Origin of the sequence: Chitinophaga sp. S165 (assembly GCF_003182155.1) — a bacterium.
Lineage (GTDB): Bacteria > Bacteroidota > Bacteroidia > Chitinophagales > Chitinophagaceae > Chitinophaga.
Genome location: NZ_QGTG01000001.1, coordinates 36,041 through 52,775, shown reverse-complemented (window position 1 = coordinate 52,775; position 16,735 = coordinate 36,041). Strand labels below are relative to the sequence as shown.

Genomic DNA, 16,735 nt, shown 5'->3' with positions numbered 1-16,735 from the left:
GATATTTTCTATCCAGGCGGATTTTTCACCGTTTGGGCCTAATCTGGTGTGAAAGGTTGCATCTTGAACATAGCGAAGAATGATGTTTTGAAGAAAAATATCATTGCCATATCCTTCTAGGATAGTCAGACACAAATCCTGTTCTAACTTGTTCATTAGTCTCATGAATTGTATACTTTAGTTAGTTTGCTTGTTGGTAATTAATAGAGGAAAACGCGAATAGAAATTTTAAAATACAGAATAAAAAAAACCGGTCAAGAGGTGCTTAACCGGATTTTTATTCTGTTCTATTAAATTCTTACAAATGCTCAAGTCGGGATTGGGCTAATAAATAAAGCGACATCGTGTCAAATTCTTCCAAAATTTCGTCAGACAGATCCAAAAAGTGATTGACTACTTTACCATTTTTCAGCAGAATATGTGGCTCCCACAAATTGCCTTCCTGGCTGTAAATGAATTTCCATTTGCCACCCTTTTCATGTATAACAACCATTCCCAAGTAAATCAGCAGCGATTTAAATAGTTTGTCACGAAATTGGTCAGAAGACAAATTACAATACAAACGCCTATCGTCAAGCAACTGTAAACTTTGAAAAGTATTATTAAGTTTGGCAGGATTGATCGCGTAATGTTGGCTTATTGCAGTGATTGCTTCAGATATTTCTGTCGATGTGAGCTGGCTACCGAAATTAGTCCCTTTCAACACATGTTCCGGGCCGAAAGGATCATCAAGCCCCAACTCCTTTCTGAAATCCTGATAGGAATCAAACATAGAGAAGATATGAGAATCACTGGCTTCCAATACAATTCTGCCGTCATTCAGTTCGTAATAAACGTTATCGTCAAAGGAATTGATCTTAATATCGTTGCGCAATTTGAAATTGCCTTCTTTCAACAGCTGTATTTTTTCAATTTCTGTCAAACGTCTGAACATATATCACGATTTAACCATTAACGCCTTATGGAATCACAAGTTCCTCTGGATCAATAACAAAATTAGGAGTAAGAGGCGTTTGTAAGGGCATTGGCAACCCAAATACGCCTTGCGAATAGCCCTGAATATTAATATTAAGATAGTTTTTAGGAACTGTCTGCCCACTGACGAAACCGCCATAGTGGGCGAGCACAAATTTAGGTTGTTCAAATGACATTTGATTGGTAGCCGGGTCAAAAACCGCCTTTGATTGCCAAATATTGATCCCCATGCTTTGTGCTCTGGCTATGATTGAAGCTCCGATTTGCGTATCAGCTGTTGTAATGAAGAAGAGGACTGGTCCAGATCTCACCTGAGTCACCCCCGCCGCATCTAATGCGGGATCATTATAACTAAGTTGCCTATACTGCGCTAGCATCTCCAGCTCACCGAGAATTTGATAATTGTTATACGACAGCTCAAGGGTGCCGTGGTATGCTTTAACTTCCGTTGCAAACCAGTTAACCAACTGATAAACATTAGTGCCCTGCGTATTGGAAGAGACGAACATAAAGTTGTCCAAGTTATCTGGCCTAGTCATTTTTACGGTACCGCCATTCTGCGCCGTACGAAGAGGGGTTGAAAAGTTCAGCCTGTTCTCCCTTAGCCCAAAGAATTTCAGGGCGGTTTCTTCGAATGCCTTCCCGACGTACCTGTTAAATTCAACTGTGGTGCGATTGGCATTCCATCCTCGTGCAAGCGCAAGATTGCGCAATTGTGTAGCCGAGAAGCCGGACAGAGGAGCATTAACATTGACAAGACCGTCCCAAAACAACCCTGTATATAGTTGGAGGGTGTTATCATCATTAATATTAAAAGCGGAAAGATCCCATTCGTCGCCCTGATCCCAATTTCGCCACCACTCAGTTAAATGAGGATAACTGGTTCCACCGGGAGTGCTGCCAGCGCCACTGCCACCCCCGTTTACACTTCCCTCACTGGTGCCATCGATAACCGGCGGTGTATCTGGATCACCTACATCTCCGCCACCACCGCCACCAGAACCGGTACACATCACTTCTACATCAAACGTCGAATGGTGATAGGACTCATTACCACTGCAATGACAAGGATCATCTGCACCGTCCGGATCCCACCAAATTTCTGTCTCATAAAGTATGTTAAAACATTCGGCCGCACTCAAATCACCTGAGTTATCTCTTTGTCTGGCTAAGTTGACTTGATTTGGAACTGCAGTTATTGCAAAGAGTTTTCTACTATCAATTTCAGTTGGGCGCTGGATCAATGAGTCCCAACGTAAAAGCCGAATATCAGGTATGGCGTGTGTCTTTGTACCATACACTATTAAATCAAAATAGTTAATGAGTTTAAAAACCCTTTCGGCGGTATAAGGGCTACTTTTTTGATTCCCATAACGGCTAATTGCTTTTTTGAGAAATACCCTAAACTTGTAATTGGCTGCCGTATGGTTGACGGTTAGAAAACCCTGGATTTCCGACCTGCTTTTTGAGGATAGGGGAATAAGTGTAGTCCCAATCTTAGGATTGGTAGGCACAATGGCTTTATTCCAGACCGGGTAACCATTGTTATCTACAAAATAGCGCAGGAAATTTTTCTCCTGGTTTTGTCTCTTTATTTCATTCAGTATAGCCAATACCTCAGGGTTCGTGACACCGGAGGAATCAAAAAAAGAACTCAACTCCGGTGATGTAGGTAGGGCATACTGCTCCTGTTCTACAGGACTACAGGAATTGATAATTGACGATAAGGGAACTAATAGTAAAAAGAGGACTATTACCCTCAGGGTACGGGCTGTTTTCATTTTTTGGTTTTGAGGTAAGAGAATATGTATTTGGTCCTAATGGGCTAAAAACGGTTAACAATTCGGAATACAACTCAAATATATAAACGCAATTGCTACTTTAAACAAAATTTAATGACTTCTAGGTATTTCCACCCAAACATTAATTTCAATATTTGACTTGGCGGGCATTTTCCTTGTTAGCCACCTGGCGATTATAAACGACTTTACCGAATCCTTATTTAAAAAGCTTTTGATCCATAATTGATTCAGATATTTATCCCTGAACAAGACAGCGAGGCAGAGCTTCTACCAATCACTACTATCCTCCGATAACATCCAGTCCTTAACACTATTGATGTGTCTTTGAAAACTGAAGCTATTTACTGGGCCTGATTTCTAACGAAAAGAGAAAATATGGCGCTTTCATCACAATGAGCGCTATCGCATAAGGCAAGCGGTGATCATCATTTCTGCTACTGGGTGCTTGTCTGCCATTTAATATCATATATCCTGTCTAAGTAAACCGTTACATAGATGACCTGACAACGTCAAGTCGATCTCAAAATTTGCTTCTTCGCTTCACCCTCTAGTATCAATGACATCAATTTAGAAACGGATATCGCTGGATCAAACAAGGCGTCATACTGATAATGTTCCAATTGATATTTTTCATTATAGTGCTCGACTGCTGCGCTGACACAGCTGATTAGCAAGGTACACGAAGTCATATTTCCCTTGATCCATTGTGATATTTTTTTGATACGATCGAAATCCCCCTCACGGGTATGACAATGGGTTATTAGAAAGTCGGGATTGAGCGATCCAATGTGTTTTTTCAAGATATCTATATCCTCGGTCAGGGTTATTTCAATTCCCATTCTTTCTAAATGCCTACTATATAGCTGAGTCGGCGAGTTATATGCTCCATACATGACACCCTTGATACTACGAAGCATCTGCCCGGATTGAAGTAAAAAAATCCTTCTGTCCCTTAAAATGGTGATTGTTCTGCGAAGCCTGTGTAGTTCATAAGTATTACTGATGCAAATATCAAATAGCATTTTAGGGATCTTCTGATCCAAATCCGTTAGTATACTCGAATAATCTCGATAGATAATTATGACACAACAAGGTCTTTTTTGGCGGGCAACCGTAGCGACGGCCGTTATTTGATCAAACTTGAAAGGTCCCTTATCATTATATGTTAGCAACAAAAAGTCAAAATCGGTTGTATCCAAGCATACCTGAGCGGCAATTGCGTTATCTACCACAGTTGAAGTATGTCGATACAAAGCCACCAAATAATTAACATGTTCATTGGTCGCCATATCGATCGTGCAATACAAACCTTTCATCTACGAAAGAGAGTTTTGTAAGGATTGATATAACTGAAGAATTTCCTGTTCCATTCCTTTATGTAACTCATTTTGTTTTACTGAGACGTCGTGGATTAATGAAGTTATCATGGCCCGATCAAGATCATTTGTTGAAGACAATTCCCCTATGATCGAAAGGAGGTTGCTTTTGATATTGTGTGCCAAATCTCCCCAAACAGTATTATCAAAATAATATCGCGTCATAGAATATTTTTCGATGATCGCGTGCTGAACATTTTGTAGTTGCCCTGCCCTTTCCTCGGAAATGATACTATCATAGTTAATGAAAATATTTCTTAACCGATCCTTGGAATACTGTAATATCGTTAAAAAATCTTTGAGACTGACCAGGTGCTGATCAACCATATCTGTTTTATAAGAGATCAGCCATTTCATGATCTCTTGATCTTTCACTTTCTTTCTTTCAAGTTCATTCTTCAGCAACTCGATCTTTTGGCTGTTACGTATGTTTATGACGGCACTGGTTATTGCAGTCACAACAGCAGCGATAGCGGCAATAACTGCTACCAGAATTTCAGTCTGCATGGTCATTTTTTACATCTTGGTAGCATGTCTTTATGAAATCGCAAAGGCGATCGTATTCTTTTTGGATAATGGGGAGCGTTTCTTGGAATTGCTCATTAAGTAATGCAAATTTCTGCCTGGCTTGTTCCACATTTCCCGAACGCACCAGTTCTTCTGTTTCAGCTCTTACCGCCTCAAGCTGCGTTAATCCCACAAAGGCTAAACCGCCTTTTAGCCTATGGATACAGATACACCCTTCCCCGTGACGCTTTGACTCAATGGCTTCTCGGGCGATATCCAAATTTGACGGAAAGGTCTCGATAAAAACACCAAACGCCTTTGCTGCATATGTAAGATTCGATTCATAAATTGCTTGCAAGTATCGAACGTCTAGCCGACTATCAAACGTAAAATGAAAAGACATATATAAAGATTTATTTTTCCTCAACCTCACAATGCAAGTCTTGGGGAAGTGAGCGAGTGTTTCTGTTCTTATCCATGATTAGGATTAGCTATACATCATTGAGTATACGAACAAATACCGCCCTCAGTTGAATACCAAAAACTGCGATATGTAAGAGATTATCAGTTAGGATGGACATGAAAAATAAATTAGAAATAAAATCTAATATGTAAAATTCACGCTACAAACATTATTTAATGTCGAATGTTACAGCCATGGCATTTCACAGAAAACGCCACCTTGCGTGAACACAAATTGAATATTTTTTCACAAAACCGAAATTACATTTTAAATATAATTTAATTTCTTGTTAATTATTGTGCAATGGAGCGTAAGGACGCTATCAAAGTATCGTTATTCATTTATATTATTTCGCCTTGCTGGTTGGTTTTGAGAAAATCTCCTATGCGGCAGTATTCATTCTCGATGATAGGAAATGTCTGACAAAATCGTTTATGAAGTAAGGCAAATTTCTCGCGGGCTTCTGGCAGATTGTTTTTGAGAAGTAGAACTTCCACTTCAGCCCTTATCCTTTCAAGTTCCGTCAGTCCCACTTCAGCAAAACAGGATTTCAATTTATGGATTAGAAGACCGCAACTTTTCATATCCCCTGCTTCAAAAACTTCCTTGGCGTTTGCCATAGTTAGCGGGACAACCTTTAAATATAAGTCAAAAAGATCTATCGCATATGAAATTTCCGATTCATAAAGTGCATTCAAGAATCGAACGTCTAAGCGACTATCAAATATAAATTGAACGAGCATACTTACAAAGTTATTATTCTACAAACCTGTTATCCACCAAAAAGATTGGCAACGTATTTAGGCATCGCATTGCTTACTCTCAGACTAAGTTCTGATCGGCTACTTCTAGCGGTTGGAGTTTTACAATCATATGCTTGCCCCCAAACAATAATATAATTTAATACAATCTCTGTGACCGGATGTTACATTCTAAATTTAAATTAATTTTGATTACGTACCTCTCAAATAATACGATCGCTGGATATTTCTCATGTAGTGTATCAATGTTTTTAAGACGAAAAATATTTATACTTGCTTTAATTTTTTTAAGTGGTGGTCGTACACTATGGGTGCTCGTTTTTGGTGCCTGACAGGTAATAGCGTATACACTTTTTTCATTTCCTATTCGTTGAATATTATTTTTTAAACTATAATATCAGTCCCTAATGCCAGCAAACCTAGATGATTTCAAATGTGAAGCCACATGTGTCTACAAAGATGAAAATTACATGGTAAGAGATAACGGATCCGTGCTACGCCACCCTCGAGACGGAAAACGTCCTCGTAAAAATGATAGCCAGTGGACCAGGGGTAAACATAACGTCAAAACTGGATATATGGAAATCGGCACCGCGCGCGTCCATCGCATTGTGGCTACAGCATTCCATAGTGTTGCTCCTACCAAAGAACATGTGGTTGATCACATAGATACAAACAAAATGAACAACCGGCCGGAAAATCTGCGTTGGGTGACAAGATTGGAAAATACAATGCTAAACCCAATTACGGCAAAACGCATTGCGATCGTTTGTGGCAGCGTCGAGGCTTTTTTTGCCGATCCATTAAAATTCCGTGACAAATTCCAGGAGCCGAATTTCAAATGGATGCAAACCGTTAGTGCTGAAGAAGCGCAAATATGTAGAGAACGGCTCCTGGCTTGGGCAGCGAACGATAAGTTTCCATCCGGTAGCGGTTCCTTAGATCGATGGATATTTAGGGACAGGCATTACCCAAGCCCCTCAGAAGAATCAGTTACAGTCACAGTTTCGGATACACCTAATGCGATTCAAATGAACTGGAAGACGGCCTGCGAGTTTCCTTGTTGTCCGCAGAACAGCACCTGTAATCCAATGAACACGTACGCCGAGAATCTGCAAATTGGCAGGACTTTTTCCACTAACAAATACGCTAGCTTTATTATTTACGAAGTAGCAAGATCTGAAGACGGGCGAACGTTATGGGTTATTTCCCGTTGCAGTGAAGATAATGCCATAAAAGGTTGGGCGTTGGCTCAGATTACATTCGAAGACACATTGTTTGTTCATACCAATCTTGGAAGTTTCTTTGCGCTGACAGAAGCCATTAAACAGTTCAAACACGCTCAGGGGATCGATTGGACAGGTGAAGATTCAGTTGACAGCAATTGTTAAAATCGTCCAAACTTGTCCTTAAGCTTAATTTCGTCTGTATTGTTTGTTCAACAAACTAGGCCAAGCGCTTTGAAAGTAGCATCAGTTGTTCCAATACTCTGGCAAGATATCCTTTTACGGACGGGTCAGTGGAAACTTCAATTCTACCAATAGCCGGTGTTACTGGATGCTGTCCCCACAAACTGTATGCGTTTTGGTGATAAAACTTCATTCCGCTCTGGGTAATTGGATTCAAGATTAATAATGCCTGCGTTTTTATTGTCCCTCCATAGACCGTGGAGATTCCATGCAGATATTTAAGCGTTAATTCCGCAAAATCGAAATTTTCGATATTGCGGACGGTCTTATATTTAGCATCCATAATGTAGTAACTTATTTCGCCGCCAACATTCACTTCTAACACAAAGTCTGGACGCAGTCCCCGGCCTCCGGCCCTTGAAGTTGTCAAAGTAACCGGCAATGTATCATAGTGTACAGTTATCTTTATGTCATTTTTTTCAAAATGGTAAGTGGGTAACAGCTCAATGTCTTCCATTGAGAATGGATTTGTTAGCAGGCTCGCGGACTGATACAGGACAGACTGGTCCTCGGTGGTAAAATGGAGATCATCTAATAAGGCATCAAAAATCTTAAACAAGCAAAATATCTCGTATAACTTTGACACGTGCTTTAAACCAGACAACAATGGATCTGGATAATAGCGGACCTGTCTATTCTCCAACCACTTTACCAAACACATATACAGATTTCGGTAATGTGGTTTGCTGTGTATGCGTTGGTCCTGAATTGAATCTATCAATTCAATAGATACTGGAACGAGACGATTCAAGGTGCCCTTAATCTCTTCAATCGCAATTTCTAACTCTTCTGTATATGACACCATACGTTTGAAAAAACCCGCATAAATACCGTACTTCAGCAGGTCTTCTTTTTTCACATAGGTTTGGTACTTCTCACGTACTACCGCTTTGGTTTCCTGTAGAAACTGATAAACATCATTGACAAACCAGTGGACCAATTGGTTCTCGTAGACATCAGTTGATTCCAACAGCGACTCTGAGAATACCACATCTGACTTGAACGGCCTATTAAGCAACAGAAAATGGTTTTCGTCAGCCACGGTAGTTAACTGCAGAACATCTTCATTCTCAATAATCCACAATAATGATGTGTCAGATATCAGTTCCGTTTCGCTCCAAGGCCGAACCATATTAGCGGGCGTCAGTTTGGTAATTTTGTCAAAGACAAGTTGGTCTAAAAACTCCTCATTAAACACTTTGCAAATATCCCGGACCGAACATAGTTTCCAGTATACATTCTCTGTAATTTTTTCATCTATATCGCCCGAGGCTTTTGTTAACGAAACGATATTCCAGAAGTAAAAGTCTTTCTGAAATAAATAGTCCAGTAACCCTTTGATATCTTGAATCTTTTCTGAACTGACTTCCACAGCACCAAGTAAATGATATTCTACTTTATCCCCGTTTGGTAGTTCGAGTTCAATATCGCAATTACCAAAATGATTGAGAAATATCTTGCTGAGTCTTTTACGGCCATATGGCGTATCAAAATGACCTGAAAACTTATCATATTCTTCTGTGGAAAAAATCGCATTGACGCTCGGACAATACAGACATGGTGAACCTTCACTACCAGAAAAAAACTCTAACGGGCAACGAAAATCTCCCAACCAGACGTACGTACCTTCCGGTAGCCTGTCATTGGACTCCAACACAATCTGAAAAAAGGCATTTTCAGAGAATTGAGGGCTTTTGGTCTCCGATAATAATTGCAACGTGGGCGTGTCGCCCAGGCGTGATGCAGTATATACATGCACTTTAATTGCTTCCATTAGTAGAAAAACTTGTAGTACTTAAAATTTTGATCACCGGCTTGTATGATATTAGTGAGATGTTTAGACGATATTGGCATGCTCTGTAATTTTTCATGTAGAGCCTCTAGCCTTTTTTTGTAGGCATCGCCTCTTCCTGCAATAAGGGGTAGTATATGCTGATTAACGGCATAGTCAAGGGCTGTGAGCGGTGAATGCATCTTCATCAGGGGGCTAGCCGCTGCGCAATACTTCTCGACTGCACGTTGCTTTCTTGCAGAAACAATGATAGGAACACCAAGAGCAGGATTGTCTTCTTCAAGCTTTTTTATTATGCTTTCAAAGCGGGTCTTCACATCTACCTTGTAACTTTCCCTTTGCTCTCTTAACCAATAATCGAGCTTCGCATAGTCAAAAATCGGGAACTGGAACTCTGCTGGCAAATCATCGGATAGGCCAATATCAGATTTTGACAGCTTAATAATAGGTGCCCTACTAATTAAGCGTTCACTCAGGACTTCGGTTGTATGATCGTAGTTGATCGTGGCTAGAAAACGCATTCCTTTGCCAATTTTAAGGCAATGTTCATCCGAAATCCTAAGAGGCCTTTTATTTTCATCGTCAGCGATCGAAGAGAATTCAGCCCAATAATGCTCAATCGGACTAAGATTCGCTTCGTCTAGTAACACGATTGCCGGATACTCTTGGCCGTTCTCAGCATCTTTGTGCAGAAGCCTTAGTAGTTGATACATACCTGTTTTAGCCGGTTGATATCTGCGGGTGATAGGATTATAGTATCCTATCAGGTCCTTGTTGGAAGTCCATCCCTTCTGCACAGGAACAGCCAGAAACCGATCAAATGCGTAAGCACCGAGGGCCTGTGACAATTTGGTAACAAGGGAGGTTTTACCAACCCCTGGCAATCCGGCAAAGATGGTAAGGAAATTTTGGTGCAAGCTAACTAGATAATTAACTACGTCGTTAGGATTAATCGTCCGCCCCAGCGAGTCAAGACGATTGGTAATCTCGTTAATGAATTCGATGGCCTCAATATTACCATGATGGACGTCCAAGACCTTGTATTCCGCCTGCAGTTCACTATTTTTTTCGTGTAAACTTACCGGTTCAATATTGTTTAAGATATCGGAATATATTTTTGTTTCAACAAGGCGCGTGGCAAAATCCTCTTCCTTAAAGAATTTGTCTTTAACAGTTACAATGGCAGCCTTTACAGCCTTTTCCTGCGCCTCAAGTTTATTTACTTCGTTTTGCCGACGTTTAACATCATCTTCAAGGATTTCCCTCTTCCCTTCTAATTGTTGGACTTTTACCTGCACTGACTCATATACCCCCGTCGCATCAAAAAGTTTCAAAAACCGGTTTCGTTGATCTTCATTTTTAATAATATGCCTAAGTTTTGCTTTGTCGCCCTCATCTACACCCTCTAGAATTTTCTCGTTGTTTGCTTCCAGATTTTGTTTCAAACTCGCCGCCTGTAGCTCAAGGGCATCAATTTCTTCCCTTTTAGATTTCAACTCTCTATCCGCTGCAGTGAACTCATCTTTCCTGTATTCCTGGATGAATGAAGAGGCATTTTCTGCCAGATAGGTCTCTAAATTAGCTCTACCCGCGTCACTTTCCAAATAGCGTTCAAAAAGATTGGGGAGTGCTACATTGATTACATCATTGGCCTCGCCGACATAACGACTGAATGCTTCCAGTTTCTGTTTTTCGCTTGGCAGAGTGATATTTGGAAGAGAAAATGTAGAGAGCTTTTTTAAGAAATCGCTCTCCGCTTTGGATGCGGCTAATGCATTTGGCAGTTTTGTGCGTGCCCAGGCAATTGTATCCTCTTTGGTTCCAGCATAAATGGTGGTATATTTGCCAGATTGCAGCAGCATATTAAGATCTAAAACGTAGTCACCGATAATTCCTTCATTGAAAGTATCCACCTTGAATTGCAGCACACAATCATGGTTATCTTCTATGTGCGAAAAAAGATTTTCATATACATTTTCGAAGCGGTCGTCTCCTCTGTTTATTGGGCGCCATTTATTATTATTATCATAATCCGCCGCCAATGGACCGTAGATAGAATTTCCACTTCGGATAAAAAAGAATGAATTGAAATGAACAGCCTGTAATTCTTTATTATTGACGTCAAACTTGGCATCAATTATTGGGATAAACATAGTAAAAGGCAACTGCTGATAATCATTGGCAGCTGCTGAATATTGGCATGACTTGGAAGGATCATTAACTCTTCTAATATCGTTGATTTCAAATAGTTCGTTCTCCTGAATATCATGGTCAATTTGTGCATAACCTGCATAAATAAATATCTCCTGATCATCCGGGTACATCTCTCTTGTTGCATGGATATAAGTACCTGTTGCTTCATCAAATCCAAATATCGGAATGATGACACCCAGTGCAGGGTTCTTAGGATATGACCTACCTTTTTTGGCGATAACTTTAGTGTACATAGTTTAGTTTAAGGATTATTAGTTGATATGATAAGCTAACATAAAGAGGATCAACATGAAATTCGTACATTCCTTTGCGGGATAATTTATCGTTCCAGTATTACTCACCTAAAGAAATTTGATAAAGGAGAAGACAGGGCGTTAAACTCGAACACTTCATAACTCCAAATAAACTTGTTTTTTTTGTATTGGACAAAACATTTCTCCGGTGATCTTCGTCCGAATTGTTGTAAAATTTAGGTAAGCAGTACTTCATATACTGTCGCAAAGTCAGAAAAGGTATGCTTATCGGCAGAAATCACTCCACCAGCGGTCGCAAGGAACATCTTTTTTCAAATACATTGTCTATCAGACCTTGACCAGGCCATTGCCTCAACTCGGCACCAGACCCACGGCTGATCTGAGCAGCGCCGTTCCCCTTAATGTATTGGCTCCCATGAAAAGCCTGTGCAACAACGTTACGCAACACTATTTATAGCAATAACTCTTTGAACGGATCATCCACAACGCGCCTCGCTATGAATAGTCCGGCAACTTCCACATTAGGAAGACGGTCCTGTATTAACCTTTTACAGGCTTTAAAATGTGAACCCGCTGTTACTACATCATCCACTAACACTATCTTTTTTGTAATATTTTTACACTCCGCCTCATCTAACCGGTAGTTCGCAATCAGATCTTCCAGTTTGGGACGATTCTCTCCACTACGATGAGACGCTTCCATGTCACGGACTGCAGCTATCAACTCCCTCACATCAGACTTACCAATATTTAGTAATGACAGCACTCTGGTCATTCTATCATCATACTTTTCATGGGTTTTGGTCTTGGAAGGTGGTATTGGCACCAAAGTGCATCGGTCCATGGCCAGCTTGGGGATGACTTCGGTAAAATGTGCCGCTACCTGGCTAATAGCCCTTTCCTTATGAGGCCATGAGGCGGAACCTTTATATTTCATATCTTTTTTGAAATTGGAGATCAACTGATGGGCCGGATCGTCCCAATAACGGGAACCAGGGCGGTACTCCATGAGATAATAACACTCATCATTTTCATCTAAGTGGAAATGCTCGTTTAGGTGTTCTTTTTGAATTCTATAAGGCTGAAGCATGTGTGATGTTTTAAATAGATAAGGGTATATGCCTAGTACTTATGTTACAATTGGGATCTGATACCACTGGGCTTACTCGTGTAAGCCACGTTGGGAATTTGCCGCCCAAGCATCGGTCACGCCTATGTGATAAAGCGATGAAAAATCATAACGTTGAATGATTCGGTTATTGGGGTGCTGAATAAGATATTTAAAAAAATTTGGTCATAAATTCGGGAAGGTCCTCTGATCGTTCAATGATATAATGTGGAGACGCTTTTATGATTGCATCTCGATCGTCTGTACCCCATAAACACGCCACCGAGGCAATATCAGCAGCATGAGATGCTGAGATATCGTGTGGGCTATCTCCAAAAGAGATGACGTTTTTAGTGTCAATCCCCATTTTTTGTAAGGCGAGGTGGAAGGGGGCTGGATGTGGCTTCCGCAGTTTGGTATCATGGTAACATACCCGGTTGTCACAGGACACATTGAAATGACTGGTTACCTTTCCACAATAGATACTAGGACTGGACGTAACGATGGCAACAGGAATTTGCTTTTGGCGCAAGTAAGCAAATGCTTCATGTATACCAGGATAAAGCGCAAATTTGGGTATGAGGGGATATACGCTTCCCCAGTTCCCCTGTCGACGCAAGTGCTCAGCAATGCTGCTATCGACAATGGTTTGGTCCAGGTCAAAAATTACTCCTGCCATAAATTATACTGTGTGTTATCACTTTTATTATGCTTGTCCTCCTTATTTATTTTCTTCTGCCCATAATCTAAACCTTTCTGATCGGCCATATCTCTCATTTTTACGATCAGATCGATGTCATCTTCAAATTTTTTAAAAACGGTAGTTTTTAGTTTTAGGCTTCCATGTATTATTTTGTAATCTTGAAATGCATTCTTTATTTTTAACGCTGTTTGCCGAATATCATCTTCGCGGTCGTTCTTTTGATAGGGCTCTATACGGCTAATATCGAAGTCTTTGATCAGCCTCGCACAGATATCCCTATAAACATCCTTATAGTGCTCAGAAAGGTGATCGGTCGCATTATTTAGCAGCGGTTTCCAAGCGGAAGTGTCAAGAGGTGTTTCAAAAAAAGTTCGTGCCAATGTATCATAGAAGTACCACAAATACCCGCTACTTGTTGTATGTGAAGCAAAGTAATCACCCAGCACCAGGTAGGACAGCATATCAATTTCCTCCGAGCTGGAGACTGCATAGGCGCGTCCATCATTAATCAACATCTGGTTACCTTGCACTTTTTCATTTTGCAAATATTTTTCCGGATGATTGAGGCACACCAACCGCCTATTAAATTCCTCACAATACTTCACGGTGTGCATAGTGCCTCCCTTGATCCCTGTCTCTACCACTATGACAGAATGCGATAAACCTGCCTGGATACGGTCACGCTCGACAAAAAAGTTCGGATGGGCTTTGGTCTTAACGAAATATTCGCTAATCCACACACCATCTTTATCCAGAATCTCTTGGGCCAGTTCTTGATTTTCTTTGGGGTAAATGTAATCCAGACCATGAGCGAGGACCGCAGTCGTGCTACCGCCGCCTTTAATGGCGCCCTTGTGCCCAGCTGTGTCACAACCCACGGCCAGACCGGACACAATATTAAAATTCCGGTCAGCCAGCACTTCGGCGAGGCGCTCACCTAAACGCATGCCATACTCAGAGGGATCTCTGGTTCCAATAACCGCGACATTGGGTTTATCCAAAAGACTTTGAATATTTCCCTTGTAACTGATAATCAAGGGAAAATCATTAATTTTCTTTAGCTGACCCGGGTAAAGATTGTCGTCAAAGCTAATTACCTTCACTCCCAGCTTATCAGAGTGTTCGAAAATGCTGTTCGCTTTACCGATTGCATTTTCGATCTCAGCTGAAGTATAGTCAGGCAATTTAGCTACTGGTGCGTGCTCCTTTACCAGATCATGCAAATCTTTGAGATCACTAACCTTATACTTAAGATTGCCAATTATCCGTTTGGTGGTTTTTCGACCGACTTTGGGTAGCTGTAGTAATGCAACGATTAATTCTGTGCTGATCATAATGCTATATCTCCATTCAATGTACGCAATTTCAGCATAAAACGCCAATACTGATATTTTTCCCCCTGAATCTATTCATTAATGCGTAATGACACTTATGATAGGAACGGGCACAAGGGCGGATGCCATTATTTACCCAAATCTATGCTGTCCATATACAGGTTACCAGACTCGTTTCGCTTACAGGAAAACATTGCTCCCAAAGTTTGCGTTGGGGATCTTTTTGGGCACGAAAATCATCTGGAAACCATTCTATGGCATCGACCTTGGCTGGCGCCGCTTCTGACACGTTGCGGTAGTGTACATCTCCAGCTACTGTATAAGCAGGCACTTGCGTGTTGAGAGTCAGCCATGTATAAGGAAAATCACTGGAATACTGTTTCCACTTGATAATACCGTTCTCAATAAAAACGATCATAACGGGAAATTGGCCGTGCTCACGGTATCTTAAAAACGTCGCCGTCTTCGATGTGCCAAAATAGGTGGCGGTTTGCTCGATAAGTTGTAATGTCAATTTTTGATTGGCCACTTTTCTTTTAAATAAGCTGGCAGGCATCAGCAGTTCTGCAGCGAATTCATTTGCCTCCTTTTCCTGGGGCCCTTTGGCATACCACTCCTGTAGTGTTTTATTGTTATCGGAAAAAAATTGCAACTGCCGGTGGAGACACGCGTGCCCTATTTCATGGGCAATGATGTAGTTTATTTTGGGCTGGTATGTAATTGCGGTATTAACGCTGATGATCGCCGTACCTCCATTCATGATAATGCGGCCATCGCTGCCATCCATTTCTTTACGCTGCATCATTAACCCGCAGGCCCAAGCTATTTCCTCTACTGTCATGTCCCCCGGAGCGGACCAACCCAGATCCGTTAACAGTTGTTGTGCGCTAAGGGTGGGAATGCTCATCATTAGTTGAATTGTCCAGTTTATCTTTCAGGGCAGTAAATAACTGCAACAGCTCCTGATCTTCAGCTATAGAGGCGGCGTCTTTGTCAGTAAGCTGTTCAAACCGGTTGAATAATGGTTGTAGCTGTTGTGCTTCAGTTGGCGACAGCAATTGTTGTAATTTGCCGAAGCCGAATTCTTTTAATCGCTGAATTTCAGCGATCAGATTATTATACAAGGATTGCTGCTGGATCACCCTGATTTTGGCAGACCTGAGCTTTATATGGCGCAAATGCTTTGCTATGAATGGATCCTGTTTATAGTTATCCCCTCGCACAATATCGTCATCCGGCTCCTGGAAATTCATATCCAGGAGTAATCCGTAAAAATGATTCAAGATTTCACTATTTGTCTTTTGCATAGAACTCCGATTCAAAATAGGGAGAAGTCTGAATTTTGCTTTTAAAACGATCTCTTAGTTTATATACCTGGTGAGGCGTCATTTCCAGAATGACTGCAATTTCGGCCGGTTTACCACCTTCTTTCACACTGTCCCAAAACACCTCCAATTCTGTATCACCGCTGATAATTGATTCAATTGCCTCTATTTTTTGTTCGAGGATCATCTGATCCATATCATTAAAACTGGGTGGTATCGCTTCTTGGTCATACAGGAGCGTTTCCAGGTCGTTATATGATACCACTATGGGTTCCTGGTTTTTACGCTCAGTTTCGTATTTCTCAACCTCTTTACTGATAACACTCTCGGCAATCCGAGTTAGCTGCTGGGAAAGAGTGTATTCGTCTTTCCATTGCCAACGCCCGTCCAGAACAGCATCAATGGCGTAGCCAACATAATAGTCCATAGCGTCCATGCCAAGCCGAGCTTCTGCATGCGCGCCGAAATGCGTCTTCTTGTAAAGACGAATATTGATATGACGACGGCATTTCTCAATGGCTGCTGCCCAAGCCCTCTCCTGGTCAGGGAGCTTATCCAACTTACGTTGGTTCCATTTGAGATGTTTTCCTAATTCTATTTCCATTATAACCGAAAAAATAATTTTTTCCCCGCGGGGAATTTCAGCCATTGG

General features: G+C 41.1%; 15 protein-coding genes. 1 reads left to right on the top strand and 14 read right to left on the bottom strand.

Annotated elements, in window-relative coordinates; genetic code table 11:
* Positions 1–298 precede the first annotated feature (298 nt).
* The 6 genes from C7475_RS00205 to C7475_RS00180 form a co-directional block, all read right to left on the bottom strand.
* Positions 299–934, bottom strand: coding sequence for a hypothetical protein (locus C7475_RS00205; RefSeq protein ID WP_110049748.1), 636 nt, complete (start codon positions 932–934; stop codon positions 299–301).
* A gap of 25 nt (positions 935–959) precedes the next feature.
* Positions 960–2,756, bottom strand: coding sequence for a hypothetical protein (locus C7475_RS00200; protein WP_110049746.1), 1,797 nt, complete (start codon positions 2,754–2,756; stop codon positions 960–962).
* A gap of 530 nt (positions 2,757–3,286) precedes the next feature.
* Positions 3,287–4,093 carry a hypothetical protein gene (locus C7475_RS00195; protein ID WP_110049744.1) on the bottom strand — a complete coding sequence of 269 codons (807 nt, stop codon included), beginning with the start codon at positions 4,091–4,093 and terminating at the stop codon, positions 3,287–3,289.
* On the bottom strand, positions 4,094–4,660 hold the full coding sequence (locus C7475_RS00190; protein WP_110049742.1) for a hypothetical protein: 567 nt from the start codon (positions 4,658–4,660) through the stop codon (positions 4,094–4,096). It abuts the gene before it with no gap.
* Positions 4,650–5,063: an Hpt domain-containing protein gene (locus C7475_RS00185; protein WP_110049739.1), complete on the bottom strand. Its 414-nt coding sequence runs from the start codon at positions 5,061–5,063 to the stop codon at positions 4,650–4,652. The genes C7475_RS00190 and C7475_RS00185 overlap by 11 nt, the downstream gene beginning before the upstream one ends.
* A 401-nt stretch (positions 5,064–5,464) precedes the next feature.
* Positions 5,465–5,866 (bottom strand): Hpt domain-containing protein, encoded by a 402-nt coding sequence (locus C7475_RS00180; protein ID WP_110049737.1) that lies wholly within the window; start codon positions 5,864–5,866, stop codon positions 5,465–5,467.
* A gap of 596 nt (positions 5,867–6,462) precedes the next feature.
* Here C7475_RS00180 and C7475_RS00175 point away from each other — a divergent pair.
* The gene (locus C7475_RS00175) at positions 6,463–7,275 is read left to right on the top strand and encodes an HNH endonuclease signature motif containing protein (protein ID WP_199236148.1); all 813 of its coding nucleotides are present in this window, start codon (positions 6,463–6,465) and stop codon (positions 7,273–7,275) included.
* Between the two features lie 55 nt (positions 7,276–7,330).
* On the opposite strand, the gene C7475_RS00170 is transcribed toward C7475_RS00175, so the two are convergent.
* The 8 genes from C7475_RS00170 to C7475_RS00135 form a co-directional block, all read right to left on the bottom strand.
* Complete coding sequence (locus tag C7475_RS00170) at positions 7,331–9,127, bottom strand: nuclease domain-containing protein (protein ID WP_110049732.1); 1,797 nt, start codon at positions 9,125–9,127, stop codon at positions 7,331–7,333.
* Positions 9,127–11,592, bottom strand: a complete 2,466-nt coding sequence (locus C7475_RS00165) for an AAA family ATPase (RefSeq protein WP_110049730.1) — start codon at positions 11,590–11,592, stop codon at positions 9,127–9,129. Before C7475_RS00165 ends, C7475_RS00170 begins: the two co-directional genes overlap by 1 nt.
* 472 nt (positions 11,593–12,064) lie before the next feature.
* Positions 12,065–12,622: a hypothetical protein gene (locus C7475_RS00160; RefSeq protein ID WP_146217414.1), complete on the bottom strand. Its 558-nt coding sequence runs from the start codon at positions 12,620–12,622 to the stop codon at positions 12,065–12,067.
* A 271-nt stretch (positions 12,623–12,893) separates the two neighbouring features.
* Positions 12,894–13,400: an HAD family hydrolase gene (locus C7475_RS00155; protein ID WP_110049726.1), complete on the bottom strand. Its 507-nt coding sequence runs from the start codon at positions 13,398–13,400 to the stop codon at positions 12,894–12,896.
* Positions 13,388–14,758: a DNA-processing protein DprA gene (locus C7475_RS00150; RefSeq protein WP_146217413.1), complete on the bottom strand. Its 1,371-nt coding sequence runs from the start codon at positions 14,756–14,758 to the stop codon at positions 13,388–13,390. The genes C7475_RS00155 and C7475_RS00150 overlap by 13 nt, the downstream gene beginning before the upstream one ends.
* Before the next feature lie 142 nt (positions 14,759–14,900).
* Positions 14,901–15,668: an ImmA/IrrE family metallo-endopeptidase gene (locus C7475_RS00145; RefSeq protein ID WP_110049722.1), complete on the bottom strand. Its 768-nt coding sequence runs from the start codon at positions 15,666–15,668 to the stop codon at positions 14,901–14,903.
* Positions 15,646–16,041 (bottom strand): hypothetical protein, encoded by a 396-nt coding sequence (locus C7475_RS00140; protein ID WP_146217412.1) that lies wholly within the window; start codon positions 16,039–16,041, stop codon positions 15,646–15,648. The genes C7475_RS00145 and C7475_RS00140 overlap by 23 nt, the downstream gene beginning before the upstream one ends.
* 7 nt (positions 16,042–16,048) lie before the next feature.
* The gene (locus C7475_RS00135; RefSeq protein ID WP_110049718.1) at positions 16,049–16,732 is read right to left on the bottom strand and encodes a hypothetical protein; all 684 of its coding nucleotides are present in this window, start codon (positions 16,730–16,732) and stop codon (positions 16,049–16,051) included.
* Between the last annotated feature and the right edge of the window lie 3 nt (positions 16,733–16,735).